A 20336-nucleotide genomic window follows, 5' to 3' on the forward strand; every position below is an offset into this window, starting at 1 on the left:
GGGGACCCGGGTTTGAGCGATTTCAGCGTCGAGGCGAATGGCCTCACCAAATATTTCGGCAATTACAAAGCGGTCGATCATGTGTCCCTCGCGGTGCCGACGGGCAGCATCTATGGCGTGCTTGGTCCCAATGGCGCGGGCAAGACGACGAGCCTGCGCATGACGCTCGGCATCATCGACCCCGATGAGGGCACAAGCCGTCTCTTCGGCGGGCAGCGGCCGCAATCGGTACGCCACCGGATCGGCTATCTTCCCGAGGAACGCGGGCTGTATCCGGGCATGAAAGCGCGCGAGGCGATCGCCTTCATGGGCGCGCTGCGCGGGCTCGACTGGTCCGAAGGGCGCCGCCGCGCCGCGGGATTCATGACCGAACTCGGGCTCGAACGCGTGATCGACGAAAAAATCCGCAAAATGTCGAAGGGCATGGCGCAGATGATCCAGCTGATCGGCTCGATCGTCCACGCCCCCGACCTCATCGTACTCGACGAACCCTTTTCGGGGCTCGACCCCGTCAATCAGGAACGGCTCGAAATGCTCGTGCGGCGCGAGCGCGACCGCGGCGCGACGATCCTCTTCTCGACGCATGTCATGGCGCATGCCGAACGCCTCTGCGACCGCATCGCGATCATCGCGCGCTCGGCGCGCCGCTTCGAGGGCACGGTCGACGAGGCGCGCGCGCTGCTGCCGATGCAGGTGCGCTACACGCCGCGAACCGCGGGCGATCCCGCCGCGGTTGCCGCAAATCTCCCGGCGGGCGCGGAACTGCGCGGCGATGCCTGGCATTTCGCGATTCAGGACGCCGATGTCGAGCCGTTGCTCGCGCGCATCACCGCGAGCGGTCATGGCGTCACCGGCCTGTCGATCAGCCGCCCCGCACTCCACGACGCCTTTGTCCATATCGTTCGCCAGGTCGACGCGGGATTCGACGCCGATGCAACCGAGGACGCCGTAGAGGAGGCCAGCGCATGACCCCCTTCATCCGCAGCATGTTCGTCGTTGCGCGGCGCGACTTTCTCGCGATCGTCGCGACCCCGACCTTTCTCCTCTTCCTGCTTGCCCCCTTGTTCATGGTCGCGATGGGGCTCGCCGGCGGCATGGGCGCATCGCAGCTTGCCGACAGCGCGCGCGGCGCCGGCCGCATCGTCGTCGTCGCCGATCCGGCAGATATCGAGGCGCTTCGGGCCTCCGATCAGCGCCTCCGGACTGGAATGACCCGCGAACCCGCACCGCTCGATATCCGGATCGCCAGCCCCGCCAACGGCGATCCCGTTGCGATCGCACGCGAAAAGGGCAGCGACACCTATGCCGTCATGAGCGGCCCCCTGACCGCCCCCCGCATCGTCGAGCGCGAGAAGGGGAGCAGCGCGGGCCGCTATCTCGCGCTGCTTGCGGGCGATGTGCAGCGCGCGCGCGCCGCCGGGCCGATGCCATCCATCACCCCCGATTTCGAAGCGCTGTCGAGCGGCGGCACCAGCATCGCGGTGCAACAGTCGCTCGGTTTCGGCGCGGTCTTCATCATCTTCCTCCTGACCTTGCTGCTGGCGGGCCAGACGGTAAGCTCGCTCGCCGAGGAAAAGGGCAACAAGGTCATCGAAATCCTCGCCGCCGCGGTGCCGCTCGAAAGCGTCTTTCTCGGCAAGCTGCTCGGCATGCTCGGCGTCGCCGTGCTCTTTATCGCCTTCTGGATGATCGTCGCGATCGGCGGCGGGCTGATCGCCGCGACGCAGGTCGATCCCGCCGCGATCGCCGCCGCGGGCAAGGCCGGCAAGGCGACCGCCGCGCTCGTCTCGATGCCCGCGACGGGCTGGCCTTTCTTCCTCGGCATCGGTTTCGCCTATTTTATCCTGTCCTTCCTCCTGCTCGGCGCGGTCTTCCTCGGTGTCGGCGCGCAGGCGGGATCGGTGCGCGAAATCCAGATGCTCAGCCTGCCGATCACCATCTTCCAGGTCGGCATGTTCAGCCTGTCGGCCGGCGCCGCGAGCGCACCGGGCAGCGGCCTTGCGCATTTCGCCCAGATCTTCCCCTTCTCCTCACCGCTTGCGATGGCTGCGCGCGCCGCGACCGACGATGCCAAGGCGGTCCATTTGCTCGCGCTCGGCTGGCAGGCGATCTGGGTCGCGCTCGTCATCTTCCTGTCGGTGCGCCTGTTCCGGTCGGGCGTGCTCAGCGGCGGCAGCGGCTGGAAATTCTGGAGCCGTAACAAAGCGGTTGCGCCTGCCGCGGCGGCTGCGCAGGCCGCTTCGTCCCAGTCTCATTGACAAAGCTGTTAGCAGTGGCATTCTGCAACTGATTTCGCCGACGGCGGCAAGCGTCGCGGCGAGTCCTTTGCAAAGAGAGGAGGCCCCCCGATGGCGACTGCAGCGAAGCCCCAGCCTGTCACCCCCCAGCCTGTCACCCACGCCTATGACATGAGCCCCGCCGCGATCTATTCGGAAGATCGCTGGCAGGAGCCCTTCGCCAAACTCCGCAAATTGGGCGGCATCGTGAAGTGCGAGGACAGCGTCCACGGGCCTTACTGGAATATCGCGAGTCACCAGGCGATCCAGCATGTCGAGGCGCTGCCCGACATCTACAGCTCCTCTTGGGAATATGGCGGCATCACGATCCTCGAACGCGACGAGGACGAGGATTTCCGCCTGCCGATGTTTATCGCGATGGACCGGCCGCAGCACACCGACCAGCGCCGCACCGTCGCCCCCGCCTTCACCCCCGCCGAAATGACGCGCCTGTCCGAAGATATCAGGAACCGCACCGGCGAAGTGCTCGACGGCCTGCCGTGGGGCGAGACGTTCGACTGGGTCGACCGCGTGTCGATGGAACTGACGACGCAGATGCTCGCGATCCTGTTCGATTTCCCGTGGGAGGATCGCCGCAAATTGAGCGAATGGTCCGACTGGATGGGCGACGTCGAACTCGCGCAGAAACCCGAGCTCAAGGAACAGCGCCGCGCGGTGCTCGAGGAAGCGTTCGTCTATTTCCAGCGCCTGTGGATGGAAAAGGCGAACCAGCCGCCAACCCCCGACCTCTTGTCGATGATGCTGCACAGCGAAGCGATGAGCCACATGGACAAATATGAGTTCATCGGCAACCTCGTCCTCCTGATCGTCGGCGGCAACGACACGACGCGCAACACCATGTCGGGGCTCGCTTACGGTCTCGACCAATATCCCGAGCAGCGCGCGAAGCTCGAGGCCGATCCGGCGCTGATTCCGAATGCGGTCAGCGAGATCATCCGCTGGCAGACCCCGCTCGCGCATATGCGCCGCACCGCGCTCGCCGATACCGAGCTGTTCGGGCACAAGATCGCCAAGGGCGACAAGCTGATCCTCTGGTATCTGTCGGCGAACCGCGACGAAAGCGTGTTCAGCGACGCCGACGACATCGACCTGACGCGTGAAAACGCGCGGCGGCACCTGTCTTTCGGCTATGGCGTCCACCGCTGCGTCGGCGCCCGCCTCGCCGAATTGCAGCTGCGCATCCTGCTCGAGGAAATGGCGGCGCGGCGCATGCGCGTGACCGTGACGGGCACCCCCGAGCGCGTCCACGCCTGCTTCGTCCACGGTTTCCGGTCGATCCCCGTCCAGATCGAGAAATATTGACGCGCGCTTGTAACCCTTCGGCCCCGGCGCACGTATCGAGGATATGATCGAACGTCGTCATCTCCTCGGCGGACTCGCGCTCGGCGGCGCCATCATCGGCGCACCGATGCTTTTCGCCAAATCGTCGCGTCCGAAGGCACAAGCCGGTTGGCAGCTTTCCGATGCCGAATGGAAAAAGCGCCTGTCGCCGCTGCAATATCGCGTGCTGCGCGAAGCGGCGACCGAGCGCCCCTTCACCAGCCCGCTCGACAAGGAAAAGCGCGCCGGCACCTTCGACTGCGCCGGCTGCGCGCTGCCGCTCTATTCGAGCCGGACCAAGTTCGACAGCGGCACCGGCTGGCCCAGCTTCTGGGCACCGCTGAAGGGCGGAATCGGCACATCGACCGACCATGAACTCGGCTATGCGCGCACCGAGGTGCATTGCAAACGCTGCGGCGGCCATCTCGGCCATGTCTTCAACGACGGACCGAAACCGACGGGCAAGCGTTATTGCATGAATGGCGCGGCGCTGACCTTCCGCCCCGCCTGACCTTTTACTCGGGCTTCACCCGCCACACCGACAGCCCGGCGCGCGACGCGATCGGCACCGCTTCGAGCCACGTGGGCGGCGTTCCGGCGTAGAGCTGCGCCGCGAGCGCATCTTTACGCGCGCTGCGATATTTGGCGAAATCGTTGGCGGTCCGGCAAAATATGATCAGGGTCGCCGCCTGCTTGCGGACCAGCGCCTCGGCGTGTCCGGGGTCACCGGCAAAGACGCGGATCGAGTCCGCCATCGCCTCCTTGTTGCGATGATGCGGCGTCGCGACCAGGCTGTGGTGCGTCCAGAAAATCACCGGCGCGCCCAGGTCGATCGGGGTCAGGATCGTCGTCGTCGGCAGGCGGTTCAGCTCGGCGATCGCCGCGGGACTGAGGCAGTCCTCCTGGTAGGGATTTGCCGCGGCGACCTCTTCGATGGCCTTGTCCTCTTCGGCGTTCAGCGACGGGATCACCAGCCCGAGCACGGCTGCCACCGCCATGCTGCCGAACAGCGGCAGCGTCAGCGCGGCGGCAGCCGACGCAAGGATACGCAACAAGGTCGATGGAATCGTCCGCGCCCATGCCCAGGCGCGCAGGCCGAGCCACGCGCAGCCCGGCAACGCAAAGACATGTGCGGTCGAAACGCTGCGCAGGACGAGCAGCGACAGCGCCGCCGCCCCGAGCAGCGCAACGATGATCGTCGCCCAATTCCTGCGGTGGATGGCCGCCGAGCAGCTCCGCCACGCGAGCAATGACCCGGCGAGACCGATCAGCGATGGCACGAGCACGTGGATCGCACTGGACGGCGGCGACATCCACAGGGGCTGGCCCTCGAGGACATTAAGATACCAATATTGCACGACGATCGGATCGAGCGCGGCAAAGGGGCCGTTCGCGCATTGCGGTTCGGTCCACACCAGCGCCCCCGCCGCCGACAGGCCGGCCAGTCCCAGCAGCAGGAAGCGAACCCACGGCTGGTCCGGTTTGGCGCGCGCGGCCGCGAAAGTCACCGCGGCGGCGGCGATGAACGCCGCCATATAGGGCGCCGAAAGCGAATCGCACCAGTTGCCGAGCAGCCCCTCGGGGCCGCGCGTCGCAAACTGGAGCAGCAGCGCGCCGCCCGCGAGTGCGCCCATATAGCCGCAAAGCCGGGTGCGATCCTCGGCGCGTCCGTGGAGCGCCCAGCGCAGGGCGGCAAGGCCGGCGAACAGCGCGACGATCGGCAATCCTTCGATCGACACCGCGAGCAGCGCCGCGGCGAACAATCCGCCGAGCAGGCCCGCCTGCCAGGTCGCGGGCCGCAGCGCCTGCGCCATGATCAGCATCGCGAGGAAAATCTGCCAGCCGTGATGGTCGACCCGAAGCGGGCGGAACTGCACCAATATATAACCCGACATGATCAGGAAGAGCGGCACGGCATAGGCGATCCGCCGGTCGGACAGACCCCGATAACCGAGCGCGCAGGCGACGCTGAGCGCCGCGCCGAGCAGCGGCGGCCACAAGGTCATCACGATCCGTTCGGCCATCGCCTTCCCGAACAACGGTTTCAGCAGCAAGATGCCCGCCGCCAGCGGCGCATCGACGACGCGCGACCAGTGCATCAGCACCCCGCCGCCCGCCGGATTGACGCGATATTGCGAGAGATCCCACCAGCCCTGCCCCGCAAGGAGATCGCGGACCTGCGCCATGCGCATCGCGTCGTCGGTATCCGACAGATCGAGCGCGCCGATTGCCTGCCATTTCGCGATGATCGCGACGAGGCTCATCGCCCCCCAGATAATCAGCGCGATGCGGACCGGGGTGAACCACGGGCTCAGCACGATGCCACCGGATTCCGGTGCGCGAACGGATGGCTCCGCGCCCGCGGGAAGCGCGGACGCGTCGCTCATGTCGTGACAGCCCGGAACACGATATGGCGGCGCAGCAAATAGGTCGTCTGAAAGCTGACGATGATCGCCGCGAGCTTTGCGAGCCGCGGATCGAGGCCGAGCGCGCTGCCGCCGCCGACGATCGCGGTCGTGACAGCCAGACCGACGAGCGCCGACCCGACAAAAAGCAGTTTCTGGCGTTGGCGTTCACCGGTGCCGCGCGCCGCGGCGCCGTCGGCAAAGACGAGCCGGCTCGACACCAGCCAGTGCACGAGAATCCCGGCGCAATAGCCCGTCGCCGAGGCCGTTACGGGCGACAGCCCGGCGTCGAGCAGCAGCAGGAAGAGCCCCGCATCGCTGCCGAGCGCGAGCCCGCTCGCGAGCAGATAGTTCAGCCAGCGAATCTCGCCGCGCCGCACCGACGCGATCAATCTGGTCACCGGTAGCATGGCGCCGATCCCCCCGGCCAAGCGCTTACGCGGCCTTCGCCACGCGCGTGGGAACCTCGCGGACCGACGCCAGCGCCGCCTGCTCGCCCTCGGTGCCGCTTTCATGATATTCGGCATCTTCGTTGACGCCCCAGATATCATAGAGTTTTTCGCCCGCGACGATGTTGCGCACCGTCAGCATCGCGGTCATCATCGCATGATCCTGGTTGTTATAGCGATGCATGCCGTTACGCCCGACCATGTGCAGCGTCGGATAACGCGCCTCCAGCTCGCTGCGCATCGTCTCGACATGCTTGGCATAATCATCGTCATAGACCGGATAGGCCTTTTCCTGCCGCACCACCGCGCCGCCGACGACATCTTCCGGATCGCAAAGACCCAGGATTTCCATTTCCTTCGTCGCCAGCGCGATCAGTTTTTCGTCGCTCGACGCCCAGAGCCCGTCGCCCTCGAAACAGAAATATTCGAGGCCGACGCACGCGAGTTCGGGGTCGGGCACCATTTCAGGCGACCAGCTACGGAAATTCTGCACCCGGCCGACCTGCACCTTGCTGTCGTGGATATAAATCCAATTGTCGGGAAACAGATCCTCGGAGCGAATCTTGAGCGCGACGGTCAGAAAGTCGCGATATTTGAGGTTCGGCGCGGCGCTGAGCGCCGACGCGGGCAGCGGATGGATACGCGCCGCGAGTTCGCGCATCGGCGCCGAGCTGATGACATGCGCGGCATCGATCACGACATCGCCGTCGGGGCCGGTCGCGGTCATCCGCCAGCGGCCCGTCTTCTGATCCTGCGTGAGCTGCTTGAAGCTGTGGCCCATCAGCACATGGTTGCCGCCCGCGACGACCTTGTCGCGCGCCGCGTCCCACATCATGCCGGGGCCCAGCCGCGGATAACGAAAGGTTTCGAGCAGGGTCTTGGTCGCCATGCCGTCGTTCGGGCGCTTGTTAAGCCCGAGGCTGCGCTTCAGCCCGTCGATCACCGCGCCGCCGAGGCTAAGCCCCTTGATGCGCTGCGCCGCCCAGTCGGCCGACATTTCATCGCACGGCATGCCCCACACCTTCTCGGTATAGGTCTTGAAAAAGATCGAATAGAGTTTCCGCCCGAACTGGTTGATCGTCCAGTCCTCGAAGCTGCGGACATTCTTGTTCGGCAGCAGCTTCGCCTGCGCATAGCTGACCATGCACAGCGTCGAGCGAAAGATGCCAAGGTTCCACAACGCCTCGAAAGCGCGCAACGGATAGGAATAGAATTTGCCCTCATAATAGATGCGGCTCATCCGCGGGCGCTCGATGAAATCGTCGGGAAGAATCTCGTTCCACAGGTCGACGACTTCGCGGCTCTTCGAAAAGAAGCGGTGGCCGCCGATGTCGAAGCGAAAGCCCTCATGCTCGACCGTGCGGCTGATCCCGCCGACATAGACCGGATCCTTTTCGATCACCGTCACGCTGTACCCCTGCTGGGTCAGCTGATAGGCGGCTGTCAGTCCCGCGGGACCGGCGCCAATGATGGCGACGTCGGCGCTCGTCGGACGGCTTTTCGACACTTGGGCGTTGGTCACTTCGATATTCCCCCACACAGGCAAATTGCTGTCCGTCGCAATGGAGGAAACATGGATAAGAAACGGTTAATGGAAGGAAGGATTTCGCTCTAACCGCGGGCTTTGCTGGGCGGACGCGACGATGCGATACACATGAAAAGAGCCCGAGGAGAGCCTGGGTTGTGGTTCCAGCCAATCGACCGGCTGACGGTGCAGCAAATGCGCAGCCAATCCATGCGGGCGGGCGGCCGCCAGAGGCGCGATGTCATTCTCGCAGAACACCAGATATTGCGCCCCTCCCTCGCTGACCAAAGGCCGCGCCGCGGCGGGCGGCGCGAGAAAGGCCGACAGGACGCGATTGATCGTCGCATGGTTGCGGTGATGGCCCGTTGTCACCACGCTGTGCGGCGTGCTGACCAAGAGGGTCGGCGCAATATTGATCGATGCAAAGAGAAGCGCCGGAGGTTCGCCGGCAAGCGCCGGACGCCCTTGCGACAGACAGACCGGGTTGCTGCCGCTCGCCGCCGCCGTCGCTGACCCGGCTTTCAGCAACGAAAGGTTGAAACCCAACGCCATGGCAATCGTCGGAATTGACAGCAAAAGGAGCAGCGTTCCGGTCAGGCGGCGCCAAATGCTCGACCCCGCATCTCCCCAGCGCCAAAAGGCCAGCGCGAGCGCGGCAAACGCCGGGATCATATAGGCATGGGCCACGGCGAGCGAGCGGATCACCAGAACCGCCATGATCGCGCCGAACAGGATCATTAGGCCAAGGCGCCCCCAATTTTCGGCTTCGGGACGACCCCGCGCCCTGTGCCAGGCCCACAAGGCCGCTCCCAAGCCGATAACAGTGGTAAGGATATAGGCCGCCCTCCGCGCGGGCACCTGCTCCCACAAAGGCCGTCCTTCGAGAATCGGTTCATACCAATAGGTGCGGACAAGCGGTTCGAGTTCGCCAAACGGCCCCGCCAGGCAAGCCGTCCCCGTCAGGACAAAGCCCGCCGCAAAGACGATCCCCGCTGTCCCGACGATCGACACGCGCTGGCCAAGCGAAGCGGTCCAGCGGGGCGGCGCGGTCAAAGCAATCAGGAACACCGCCCCGGCCGCGGCGGTGGCAAGCAGATAGGGCAAGGAGAAGCTGTCGCAAAAAGCGGTCGAGAGATAGGCCGCACCGCGGAACGGCAGCGACCAGAGCGCGGGGAGCAGGATCATCCCGGCCGAAAAACCGCGGAGCCGGCTCGCCTTGGCCGGATCGCGCAGCCAGTCGAAGACAAAGAGCGCCCAGAAAAGACCCAGGAAGGGAAATCCTTCCAGCGAAATCTCGACATAGATGCTCGCCGCGAGCGCCGACCATAATCCGTTCGCGAAGCTCGCCGGCCGCAGCGCGAGCCACAGAAGAATGACCGAGAGCAACACCTGCCAATTGTGATGATCGATATTGAGCGGGGCGAAATGATGGAGATAGCTGATCGTCGTCGCCGCGATCGCGAGGCCGATGAAGACGAACGGCCGGTCGCCCAAAATCTGCAATATCCGGGAAAAGACGAGCAGCAACGGCAGCGCCAGCAGCGGCGGATAGATCGCCAGCACCCAGCGCTCGGCGGTTTGCGGATCGACGAACAGGCTGAACAGATCGATCAGCACAACGATCGGCGCATCGATGAACCGCGACCAATGCGTCGGCCCGCCCCCGCCGCCCGGGTTGGTGCGATATTGCGCCGTGTCGAACCAATTTTGTCCGCCAACCAGGTCACGCACCTGCGCCAGCCGCATCGCATTGTCGGGATCGGAAAAGGCCAGGTTCGCGATCGCGTCGCGATGCAGAAACAGGCTGGCCACGGCGAAGCCCAGCCACAGGATCAGCGCCAGCCGATCGGGCGAAAGCGCGGCGGCAGAACCCGCATCATGGCGCTTTTTTGCCACCGTCGCGGCCATCCGTCTCTCCTATGGCCACATCCAGCCCCGCCGCTCTCCATAGCTATTGCGCGCTAAAGACTGGTTAATGTCGTGGTAGCGATAGACGTGCGCGGTGGCTCTTTCCCTGCCGATCATGGCTAAAAATCGGTTACCGGCATCCTGTGTTTCTGCGCGACGCGCCGCTTCGCCACTTGGGGCGGCGCCCGGCTTGCGGTAAACTGGCGCCGATCAAGGAGACGCAGGCATGGCAGGCGGTCTGGCAATCGTATTGAGCGGCGGCGGCGCGAAAGGCGCCTTTCAGGTCGGCGTCGTCCACGAACTCGTCGTCAATCGCGGCGTTCGTCTCGACATCGTCGCGGGCGTATCGACCGGCGCGATCCAGGCGCTCGGCGTCGCGCAGGACGATGTGCCGGGGCTGCTCGACGCCTGGCTCGGCATCCGCGGCAACAGCTCGATCTACAAGTCGCGCCCGCTCGGCGTCGTCGGCGGGCTGCTCGGCGAGGATGCGCTCTACGACACCGCGCCGCTCAAACGCCTGCTCAAAGGCTTCGCGAACGACGCCAAACTGCGCGCGAGCGGGCGCAAGCTGCTCCTCGGCGTCGTCAACCTCGGGACCGGCACCTATCGCAGCATCGACGAGAGCGTGCCCGGCATCCACAATTGGGTTTACGCCAGCTGCGCGATGCCGCTCTTTTTCGACCCGCTCAAGACGCGCGCGAGCGACGGGACCGAGGAACAATGGGTCGACGGCGGCGTGCGCGACGTGACGCCCTTGAGTTCCGCGCTCGAAATGAACCCCCGCGGGGTGATCGCGGTGCGCGCCTCGCCCGCGCCGCGCCCCGGCCCGGTGCGCACCTTCCCCAATCTGATCAAAATCGGGCTGCGCGCCGTCGATATATTGCAATCCGAAGTATCGGCGAACGACCTCGCCGGCGCCGCGCTGATCAACGACCTGATCGCCGCGCGCGAGGGCCAGCTTCGTGCGCTCCAGAACGAAGGCATCGGCGGCGCGCAGGCCGCGCGTATCCTCCGCCCGCTCGATGTCCAGATCGCCCGCTACCGCTTCGCCCCGATCCGCATCATCGAGCCTGAGGAAGAAGTCGCCGAAACGCTCGAATTCAGCCCCGCGAAAATCCGCGCCGCAATCGACGCCGGCCGCCGCGCGGTCGACCGCGAATGGGACGCGCTGGAGCCGTTGCTGAGCTGAAGGCGGACATCTTCTATCATCGTCACCCCGGACTGGATCCGGGGTCCATAGCTACCGTCGCGCTAATGGATCCCGGATCAAGTCCGGGATGACGAAAGGAGGAGATGTCCGTTCCCCACCCCCTAAAAGCTGCCTAGCAACTACAATTCCCCTCGCCCGGTGGCCCGCGCGCACTGGTGCTGCCGGGCAACGCTCCGTCACGTATCGCAACGTCGCGGTGCAGCGGCTTCAGCGACAACGTCCCCAAGCGCACGCGCGGGGTCGCCTTGCCGGGCGCCGCGCTCACCGTAAACGCACCGTCGAGCCGCAGAGCCGCGGCCGACGCCTTGCCCAGCCGCACCGTGTAGCGCCCGTAAGCGACGCCCTCGAACAGGAAATAACCGTCGAATTCGGTGATCGTCGTCGCGCGCACGCGGCCTTCGGCGTCGACGAGTTCGACACCCAGTCCCTCGATCGGATTGCCGCCGTCGCGCCGCAGCGTGCCCTCGATTTCGCCCGCCGCCGCCATCGGCAACAACACGCGCGTCGCAACCCCGGGCCGCGGGGTGACCACGACCCCCGGCAGCGCGGGCTGGACATAGGGATCGGGCAGGCTGCCGGCGTCGATGCCGATCATCACCGGCCGGAAGGGTTCGAGCCCGTCGATCGCACCGCGCCCCGCCTTGTCGGTTGCGGCGTCGACAAAGGCGTTGCCCGCGGTCAGCGGCACGTCGGGCAGCGCGGCTTCGCTTGGCTGGCGGACCCCGTCGCCATTCTCGTCCATCCACACCTCGGCGATCACCTGTCCGCGGCTCGCAAGCTTTTCGCTCGACACGCGCCAGCCGCCGTTCGTTCTCGGCCCGAAGCTGAACGCGAGTGCGAGCGACGCCGCAACCGATCCGTCGCTCGCGACCTCGCCGAATCCCGTCAGCTGCAACTTGTTGAAACGGCGTGTATATCCGATCCCCGCCCGCGCGCGATCGAGTCCGCGATCATAGCCGAGCTCGGTGCGCCACTCGGCGTCGCCCTTCCCCGCCCATTCGCCGATCAGCGTCATGCGCGAATCGGCATTGGCGCCCGACAGCGCAAAACGCGCCTCGCCGCGGACGCGAACGCGCCCGATGCGGGCGTTGGCGAGCAGGCTGGCGGTGAGGTTGTCGGGCGGATCGGGGCCGATAGGCACCTTGGTCCGGCTCCAGTCGAGCTGCCCGGTAAAGGTCAACGCGCGAAAACTCGCCGACGCGCGCGCGCTGGCTTCGATGCTGTCGACCCCCGACCATCGTTCGACCTGCCGCACGTCGAAATGCAGCGGCAGCACCGTGCGCCCCAGCTTGACCGACTGGTCGACCGATACTGAATATATGCCGTTGATATTATTGATCAAGCGATCCGAAACGAACCCGCCCCACCCGCGCATCGCATCGGCGCGCACATAGGTTTCGCCGAACGCCGCAAGCCAGCTCGCACGCGCGGCCAAACCGCCATTATCGGCATAGCTGCCGCCCACCTCAAGCAAGGTCGGCCCGATCGAGCGGCGCAGCGCGACTTCGCCATAATTGTAGCGGACATTTTCGATCAGCAGGCTGTGGAAATAGGCGGCCGCCGACGTGCGTGTATCGAGCCCGCGCTCGATCCCCATCGTCCCGCGCCAGCCGCGCCGGAACGCCCCGCGCCGCCGGTCGCCGAACTCGATCAGATCGGCATTTTCCTGCGCGAGGCCCGCCCAGTACCAGGTCTGCTGCGGCGGGATCGAATCCATCCCCACCTGCACCTGCCGGATTTCGCGCCGGACCTGCCCCTGCGGCCCGTACAGCACGATTTCGAAACGATTCGCGCCATATTGCAGCGGCACATCGATGAATTCGTATCGCCCATCGCCGTTCGGGTTCGTAAAAGCGAGCAATTGCCCATTGCGATACAGCTCGGCATCCCAGCCTCCGGGCAGATCGCCGCGAAAGGTCGTCTTGTCGAAGGCGTCGGGCCGCTCGATCGGGCGATTGGTGAGCACCGCGCCGCGCCCCGGCGCCGACGCCGCGACGATCCCGGTCGAGAGCAGGCTGACATCGCCCACGCCATAGTGCGTCGCCTTCAGCGGCCCGAGCAGCCGCCCCTGCGGATCGGTTCGGTAAAGCCGCATCCGCAGGCTGTCGGGCACGCCCTCATTGTCCGACGACAACCGCGCGTCGAAACTCTGCCTGAGCACCTCGCCCGCCGCAAAAATCTCGTAACGTCCCTGGACATAGGATCCGCCGCGCTTGTCCGACACGACGCCCGCCGACGCGACGACATCGACCGACGGCGTCGCCCATGCCTGATACGGCCGCGCCGCCTGCGGCAGGCTCGCGAGGTCGAACTGCGCCTGCGGGCGGATCGCCGCGGCGCGCGCGCGGCGTTCGGCGGCGAGCTGGAACGGCAGCTTGTCCTTCGAATCGATCCGCAGCACCGCGTTCGACAGGTCGGCAGCAAGCGGCACACCCAACCAACTATTAAGACTATCGAGATCGACGCACCAGCCCGCGGGCGTGTCGCGGATCGTCGTCACATTCAGCCGAAAACTCTCGCTCGCCGCGCGCACTTCGCCCGCGTCGCGGTCGATCGTCAGGCTGCGCCGCTCGTCGAACACCCAGCCGGTTGCGCGGCGCAACTTCTTGTCGACGCGTACCGCCAAATCGAGCGCGAGCACGACATCGCCCAGATCGACGCAAATCCCCTGCGGCGTCTGATAGCCGCGTACCCCGTCGCCGAGTCGATATTGCCCCGAGCGCACGTCGAACAGCCAGCTGTCATCCTCGTTCGGCGCCCAGCTATCGCTCGCCACGGAAACAGGCTTTTTCTCAATGGCTTCGGCGCCGGCAGGAACAAGCCCCACCAGCGCCAGCCCGGCCAGTATCGCCGGTTTCCATCGCGAGAGCGCCGCGCGGATCATCCGCCCCGCTTATCCGATCATTTCACCACCCGCTCGGCCTGGTCGATCGTGCCGCCGCCGACTTCGCGATCCTCTGTGTAGCGAATGCGCACCGGCCCCTTCAGCTTCGCCGCGAGCTCCCCCGGAACGCGCAGCGACACCTTGCGCGCGCCGACCTCGGGATAGACCGCGATGCCGCGTGCGACGAGCAAGGGCTCGGGTGTCCCCGGCCGCGTCACCTCGATATCGCCATAGACCGAGCGGTTGCCCGTGCGCGCGAGGTCGAAATTGAACGCCGGTCCGTCCTGGGTCTCGCTCACCCACGCCGCGCCGATCGCGGCTTCGGCACCGAGGTCGCCCACGCGCACGATCACCGGGATCGTAATCCCGTAAATCGGTGTGAGCGCAATCGACACGCCCTCGCCTGCCGGCTTTGGCTCGGCAGTCGCTGGCGCCGCGTCGGGAACCGCACGAAACAGCATATGCGCGCGATATTCGCCTGGCGGCGTGCCTTCGGGCAAACGCACCCCGACGCGCACCACCTGCGGCTGGTTCGGCGGCAGGGTGACGCGGCGCGGGCTGAACGCGATCATGTCGAGCGCGGTCCGCTCGGCCGCCGTGACATTCTCCTCGGCGATCTCGTCGAGCCCGCCCTCGGCCGTCATCCTTTTGATCTCGAGGCTGATGCGATAGGTCGCGGGCTCGGTGCCGATATTGTTGAGCACCACTTCGGTCCCGCGCGATCCGTCGAGGATGACGCGCGTCGGCGCGACGAGCAGGTCGCCCGCCGCCAGCACGGGCGATGCCGCGGCGCCGAGCGCAGCCGCAGTGAACAGGCCAAGGGCCTTCAAAAAGCGAAGCATTGGATACGATCCCCACAATCGTCCGGGAAACGGCCCCACACCGCCCCGATGGTCGCATCCTGCCTGCACCGACATGGTTGATATTTCGCTAACTATGCGGACCGCGGCCGAAAAAAGGGGTCGCCGAACGATGTCCGGCGACCCCATTTTAACGGCTGGCGGATCTCGGCCCGCCAGGCCCCCCAACCTTATTGGTAGTTCGCGGTCACATTGAACGTGCCCGAATAGTCGCCCGACGCCTGGTTGGCGCCAACGCTCAGCGTGCCGCCGACCTGAAAGCTGCCCCCGGTCGTGCCCAGCGTGATGTTCGGCGACGAATAGGTCAGCGTTGACGACATCGTGCCGCCGAGCGAGCCGTTGAGCGTCACGCTCGAATCGCCGCCGACCAGCACCACGGCACCGTTGGTGCCCTGGACGTTATAGCTGCCCGCCGTCGTCGTGCCCGTGCAAGTCAGGCCCGCGCCGCAGGTCGCGGCACCAGCGGTCGACACTGCGACGGTCGAGGCGGTCGCGCCGCTGATGATCGTCGCATATTGCAGGTCGCTGGTCTTGGTGAGCGTGATCTGGCGCAGGATCTTGGCCGTCGCCGTGCCGGTGGCCGACGCCGCATGCGCCGCCGAGGCGTTCATGGCGAGGGCAGCAATCGCGGCGCCCGCGAGGGCGCGCTTCATTCCATAGTTGCGCATATGATTTGGTCCCTTGAATTCGGTCTAAAACTCGAATGGAAATCCCACCCCATTCGGCGACCTGTTTAGAGGGCGACCTGTTCAGGCTTTGCCAGCAAGCTTGGTTAACGGCACAATAGGGATTGACCCGCGGTACGCAAAATAAACAATATAAATCAATGATTTACATTCATTTTCGGCGGGTTGTAGGGACTCTGTTTCGTTCATTAACGGCCCGGACTGGCACAAATCGGGTGAGCGCGGGGCAGAATCGCGAGGAGCCCGTCAGAGCCGTTTCAAATCGATTCGCCCGTCTTTCATCATGGCGATCAAATCCCCTCGCCCGACAACCGCTGGCAGATCATATCGAGCTGATCGAGCGATGCGAATTTCAGCGTCAGTGCGCCCTTGCCCTCGCCGGCATAATGAATCGCGACACCGATTCCGAGCAGTTCGGACAAATGCCGCTCGACCGCGACGATGTCGGGATCGCGGCCGCCGTCGGCGCTCTTATATTCGACCGGTGCCTTGCGCGGCGCATCGCCCCCCTTGCCCGCGCGCACCAGCGCCTCGACCGCGCGGACCGACAGCCCTTCCTTGACGACGCGGCGTGCGATCGCCTCGCCGCCGTCGGCACCGATCAGTGCGCGCGCGTGGCCCATCGCGAGCGACCCGTCGCCGACGAGCGTCTGCACGCTCGCGGGCAGGTCGAGCAGGCGCATCAGATTCGCGACGTGGCTCCGCGATTTGCCGACCAGCTTCGCCAGCGCTTCCTGATTATGCCCGAAATCCTCGATCAGCCGGCGATAGGCGCTCGCCTCTTCGATCGCATTGAGGTCCTGGCGCTGGATATTCTCGACGAGCGCGATCTCGTAAGTCGCGGCATCGTCGAGTTCGCGCACAAGCGCGGGAATCTGGTGCAGCCCCGCGCGCTGCGCCGCGCGCCAGCGCCGTTCGCCGGCGACGAGCTGAAACCCCTCGCCGTCGGGCGAACGTCGGACGATGATCGGCTGGAGCAATCCGCGCAGCCCGATCGAATCGGCAAGCTCGGCAATCGCATTTTCGTCGAAATGGCGACGCGGCTGGCCCGGCAGCGGGCGAATCGCCCCGACGGGGACATGCTGCACCGAATCGCCCGTTACCGGCGTCGCCTTCGCTGCCGCCCCGGGAGTCGCGAGCACCGGTGCCTCGACCGCGACGTCGCCGAACAGCGCGTTGAGCCCGCGGCCAAGCCCCGAAGGTCGCTTGCGCGCGGGCGTCGATTCCGATCCTGTTTCGTCTTTATTATCAGACATTTATGCAGCCTTGCGGACGTTAGGAAGCCGGTCGATCAGCTCGCGCGCGAGCGCGATATAGGCGGCCGATCCGGCGCAGCGATGATCGTAAATCAACGCCGGCAAGCCATGGCTCGGCGCTTCGGACAGGCGAACGTTGCGCGGGATCACCGTTTCGAAGACGACGGGGCCGAGCACCTCGCGCACATCGTCGGACACCTGATCGGTCAGCCGGTTGCGGCGGTCGAACATCGTCAGCGCGACGCCCAAGATCGACAATTTCTGGTTAAAGCGCTCGCGCACGCGCTCGACTGTGGTGAGCAGCTGACTCAGCCCCTCGAGCGCGAAAAACTCGCATTGCAGCGGCACGATCAGCGATTCGGCCGCGATCAGCGCGTTGAGCGTCAGCATGCCGAGCGACGGCGGACAGTCGATCAGGCAGATATCCCACTGCCCCGCCTCGGCGCTCGACAGCGCCTGTTGCAGGCGGTGCAGCCGGTCCTGAAATTCGATCAGCTCGATCTCGGCGCCCGAGAGGTCGACCGTCGCGGTGACGATATCGAGCCGCGGCACCGCGGTCGGGATCGCGCATTCGGCGAGCGTCGCGTCGCCGCGTAGCAACTCATAGCTCGAACATTCGCGTTGCGACTGCTTGATTCCGAGCCCCGTCGACGCATTGCCCTGCGGATCGAGGTCGATGATCAGCGTGCGCCAGCCGGTTGCCGCGAGCGCGGTCGCCAGATTGATCGCCGTCGTCGTCTTGCCGACCCCACCTTTCTGGTTCGCCACGGCAATGCGGATCATCGCTTTCCTCGCTGTTTTGCCGCGATTTTTCCGGAACCCACCAAAATCTGGCTCTCGGCATCGGTGCGGCTCTGTTCCACGTGGAACATTCTCTGCCATGGCTGGGGCAGCAAAGCCAGTTCCTTAACCGCGTTTCGCCCCTTTGGCAGTAACCATCGCGTCGTTTCGGTGGAAAAACGGGCGGATAAGTCGAGCAGCTTGTCGAGCGGGGCAAAAGCACGCGCGCTGATCGTCGCTCCGGGCCGGATCTCGATCCGTTCCAAAGGCGCCTCGACGACCTCGACATTTGCCAGACCCAGCTCCGCAGCGACAGTCCGCAGGAAATCACAGCGCCGCTTGCGCGATTCAACGAGCAGCATCGGGCGCGAACTCAATATGGCGATAACGAGCCCCGGCAACCCCGCGCCGCTCCCGAGATCGATCCAGAGACCGTCACCGTCGCGCGTATCGAAAGACAAGAGCTGGGCGCTGTCGGCAATATGCCGGACCCACATCGTCGGGATTGTCGACGCAGCGATCAGATTCTGCCGGTCGTTCTCGGCAACAAGCTTGGCAACAAAGCGGTCAAGCTTTTCCCACTGATCCGGTGTCGGCGCGAACGCTTCGCCAATCCAAGCGCGCGCGGCGTCTTCACTCTCCAATGGCATTGAGACGTCGGACAAGCTGTCCCCTTTCTTCGTCATTCCCGCGAAGGCGAGAATCCCGCTCTTTCCATTCCCTGCAAACCGCCAAACCCGAGCTTGGGTCGGACTAAAAGCGGAATTCCCGCCTTCGCGGGAATGACGGGAAGAGAATCATATTCTGAATTTCCATTACGCCGCGCGCCGCCGGCTGTGCACCATGATCGCGGTCAGCGCCGCGGGTGTTACCCCATCGATCCGCGCCGCCTGCCCCAGCGTCTCGGGGCGCGCCTTCGTCAGCCGCTCGACCATCTCGCGCGACAGCCCGCCGATCGCGGCATAGTCGAGCACGGGATCGAGCATGATCGCCTCATTCGCCGCGAGCGCGCGCAGCTCGGCATCCTGCCGCGCGATATAGGGTGCATAATGCGCGTCCTCGGCGATCTCGGACAGAATCGTCGGATCGATTGAATCGAGTTCGGGTGCGAGTATGACAAGCCGCGCCATCGTGATGTCGGGATAGCGCAGCAGGTCGATCCGCCGGCGGGCGATACCGTCGCCCGGAAGCGCCAGCCCGACCGCGGCATAATCGGCGGTCGCGACCGGCCGATCGAGCAAGGCTTCTGCGCGTGCCCGCTCGGCCTGCCGCGCTTCGAACAGCGCGGCGGTCGCGGGCCGCACCAACCCCAATGCGATCCCCTTCGGAGTCAACCGCGTTACGGCATTGTCGGCGCGGAGGCGCAGCCGATATTCGGCCCGCGCGGTGAGCATGCGATAGGGTTCGGTGACGCCCTGCAGCACCAGATCGTCGACCATCACACCGATATAGGATTCGGATCGGTCGAGGATCAACGGATCGCGGTCTTGCACAGCGAGCGCGGCATTCGCGCCGGCGACCAGCCCCTGCGCCGCCGCCTCCTCATATCCGGTCGTTCCGTTGATCTGCCCCGCGCACCAGAGGCCCGGCAGCGCGCGCACCTGCAATGTCCGGTCGAGCGCACGCGGATCGATATGATCATATTCGACCGCATAGCCCGGCACGACCATCTCGACCGTCTCGAGCCCCTCCATCGTGCGCAGCATCGCGAGTTGCACGTCGGCGGGAAGCGAGGTCGATATCCCGTTCGGATAGACGAGAAAGCTGTCGAGCCCCTCGGGCTCCAGAAACACCTGATGCCCGTCGCGGTCGGCAAAGCGGTGGATCTTGTCCTCGATCGACGGACAATAACGCGGTCCCGCCGCGCCTATCGCTCCGGTGAACAGCGGCGAGCGATCGAGATTCGCCGCGATGATCGCATGGGCTTGGGCATTGGTGCGCGTGATCGCGCAAAAGATCTGCGGCACCGTCCGTTCGCCGTTCCACGTGGAACAGGTCCAGCGCGCGCCTTCCGCGCCATCCGACGGCTGCTCCTCGAGCCGCGCCCAGTCGATCGTCCGCCCGTCGAGCCGCGGCGGTGTCCCCGTCTTGAGCCGCGCCATCGGCAGGTCGGCCGCGCGCAATTGCTCGGCGAGTCGGTGCGCGCCGGCCTCGCCGATGCGGCCGCCCTCCATCCGCTCTTCGCCGCGGAAGAGCCGTCCGCCGAGGAATGTCCCCGTTGCAAGCACGACCGCGCGCGCACTCAAAGCGGACCCGTCGGCCAGATCGAGTCCTGCGACGCACCCATCCTCCGACAGCCGCAGCGCCGCAGCCTCGCCCGCCACGACGGTGATGCCGCCCTCTGCCGCGAGCAATTTCTGAATCGCCGCGCGATAGAGTTTGCGGTCGGTCTGGACGCGCGGCCCCTGCACCGCCGCGCCCTTCGATGCGTTGAGCATGCGATAATGGATCGCCGCGCTGTCGGCGGCGCACGCCATCCAGCCGTCGAGCGCATCGACCTCGCGCATCAAATGACCTTTGCCGAGCCCGCCGATCGCGGGGTTGCACGACATCGTCCCGATCAGTGCGGGGTCGAAACTTACGAGCGCGACGCGCGCGCCGAGCCGCGCCGCCGCCGCAGCGGCTTCGGTTCCGGCGTGCCCACCGCCAACGACGATGACATCGAAAATTGCTTCATTCTGCATGATTGGTGCGGCCTTTACCGCAAAGCGCGCGTCGAATCCACCGTGCTGCTTGCCGCTCGATGTTTCACGTGG

The 20336-nt window shown here is 65.7% G+C and carries 16 protein-coding genes; 5 read left to right on the top strand and 11 right to left on the bottom strand.

Going from position 1 to position 20336, the window contains the following annotated elements; all coding sequences use genetic code 11:
- Window positions 1–12: 12 nt before the first annotated feature.
- The 4 genes from J2X38_RS00390 to msrB all read left to right on the top strand — a co-directional run bounded on the left by J2X38_RS00390 (window position 13) and on the right by msrB (window position 4128).
- A complete protein-coding gene (locus J2X38_RS00390) occupies window positions 13–969 on the top strand; it encodes an ATP-binding cassette domain-containing protein (RefSeq protein ID WP_310249915.1) in 957 nt (318 codons plus the stop codon).
- Window positions 966–2258, top strand: coding sequence for an ABC transporter permease (locus tag J2X38_RS00395; RefSeq protein WP_310249919.1), 1293 nt, complete (start codon window positions 966–968; stop codon window positions 2256–2258). Before J2X38_RS00390 ends, J2X38_RS00395 begins: the two co-directional genes overlap by 4 nt.
- A 90-nt stretch (window positions 2259–2348) precedes the next feature.
- Window positions 2349–3599 carry a cytochrome P450 gene (locus tag J2X38_RS00400; RefSeq protein ID WP_310249922.1) on the top strand — a complete coding sequence of 417 codons (1251 nt, stop codon included), beginning with the start codon at window positions 2349–2351 and terminating at the stop codon, window positions 3597–3599.
- Window positions 3600–3642: 43 nt separating this feature from the next.
- The gene (msrB, locus tag J2X38_RS00405; protein WP_058539292.1) at window positions 3643–4128 is read left to right on the top strand and encodes a peptide-methionine (R)-S-oxide reductase MsrB; all 486 of its coding nucleotides are present in this window, start codon (window positions 3643–3645) and stop codon (window positions 4126–4128) included.
- 4 nt (window positions 4129–4132) lie between these two features.
- Here msrB and J2X38_RS00410 read toward each other — a convergent pair whose 3' ends face one another.
- The 4 genes from J2X38_RS00410 to J2X38_RS00425 form a co-directional block, all read right to left on the bottom strand.
- The gene (locus J2X38_RS00410) at window positions 4133–6004 is read right to left on the bottom strand and encodes a hypothetical protein (protein ID WP_310249925.1); all 1872 of its coding nucleotides are present in this window, start codon (window positions 6002–6004) and stop codon (window positions 4133–4135) included.
- Window positions 6001–6432: a GtrA family protein gene (locus J2X38_RS00415; RefSeq protein WP_058539391.1), complete on the bottom strand. Its 432-nt coding sequence runs from the start codon at window positions 6430–6432 to the stop codon at window positions 6001–6003. The genes J2X38_RS00410 and J2X38_RS00415 overlap by 4 nt, the downstream gene beginning before the upstream one ends.
- Before the next feature lie 25 nt (window positions 6433–6457).
- Window positions 6458–7993, bottom strand: a complete 1536-nt coding sequence (locus J2X38_RS00420) for an NAD(P)/FAD-dependent oxidoreductase (protein ID WP_310249930.1) — start codon at window positions 7991–7993, stop codon at window positions 6458–6460.
- 66 nt (window positions 7994–8059) lie between these two features.
- The gene (locus J2X38_RS00425) at window positions 8060–9904 is read right to left on the bottom strand and encodes a hypothetical protein (RefSeq protein WP_310249933.1); all 1845 of its coding nucleotides are present in this window, start codon (window positions 9902–9904) and stop codon (window positions 8060–8062) included.
- Window positions 9905–10130: 226 nt separating this feature from the next.
- Here J2X38_RS00425 and J2X38_RS00430 point away from each other — a divergent pair, with 226 nt between their 5' ends.
- Window positions 10131–11093, top strand: coding sequence for a patatin-like phospholipase family protein (locus tag J2X38_RS00430; RefSeq protein ID WP_310249935.1), 963 nt, complete (start codon window positions 10131–10133; stop codon window positions 11091–11093).
- A 133-nt stretch (window positions 11094–11226) separates the two neighbouring features.
- Here the strand turns inward: J2X38_RS00430 and J2X38_RS00435 are convergent, their stop codons facing one another.
- The 7 genes from J2X38_RS00435 to mnmG all read right to left on the bottom strand — a co-directional run bounded on the left by J2X38_RS00435 (window position 11227) and on the right by mnmG (window position 20264).
- Window positions 11227–13998, bottom strand: a complete 2772-nt coding sequence (locus J2X38_RS00435; RefSeq protein ID WP_310249938.1) for a carboxypeptidase-like regulatory domain-containing protein — start codon at window positions 13996–13998, stop codon at window positions 11227–11229.
- A gap of 17 nt (window positions 13999–14015) precedes the next feature.
- Complete coding sequence (locus J2X38_RS00440) at window positions 14016–14840, bottom strand: molecular chaperone (protein ID WP_310249942.1); 825 nt, start codon at window positions 14838–14840, stop codon at window positions 14016–14018.
- Window positions 14841–15028: 188 nt separating this feature from the next.
- Window positions 15029–15526: a DUF4402 domain-containing protein gene (locus tag J2X38_RS00445; protein ID WP_058539286.1), complete on the bottom strand. Its 498-nt coding sequence runs from the start codon at window positions 15524–15526 to the stop codon at window positions 15029–15031.
- 308 nt (window positions 15527–15834) lie between these two features.
- On the bottom strand, window positions 15835–16800 hold the full coding sequence (locus J2X38_RS00450; RefSeq protein WP_310249945.1) for a ParB/RepB/Spo0J family partition protein: 966 nt from the start codon (window positions 16798–16800) through the stop codon (window positions 15835–15837).
- On the bottom strand, window positions 16801–17583 hold the full coding sequence (locus J2X38_RS00455; protein ID WP_062186227.1) for a ParA family protein: 783 nt from the start codon (window positions 17581–17583) through the stop codon (window positions 16801–16803).
- Window positions 17580–18230 carry a 16S rRNA (guanine(527)-N(7))-methyltransferase RsmG gene (rsmG, locus tag J2X38_RS00460; RefSeq protein ID WP_310252644.1) on the bottom strand — a complete coding sequence of 217 codons (651 nt, stop codon included), beginning with the start codon at window positions 18228–18230 and terminating at the stop codon, window positions 17580–17582. Before rsmG ends, J2X38_RS00455 begins: the two co-directional genes overlap by 4 nt.
- Window positions 18231–18395: 165 nt before the next feature.
- Window positions 18396–20264: a tRNA uridine-5-carboxymethylaminomethyl(34) synthesis enzyme MnmG gene (gene mnmG / locus J2X38_RS00465; RefSeq protein WP_310249950.1), complete on the bottom strand. Its 1869-nt coding sequence runs from the start codon at window positions 20262–20264 to the stop codon at window positions 18396–18398.
- Window positions 20265–20336: the final 72 nt, after the last annotated feature.

This window comes from Sphingopyxis sp. BE235, from assembly GCF_031457175.1.
In the GTDB taxonomy this organism is placed as follows: domain Bacteria; phylum Pseudomonadota; class Alphaproteobacteria; order Sphingomonadales; family Sphingomonadaceae; genus Sphingopyxis.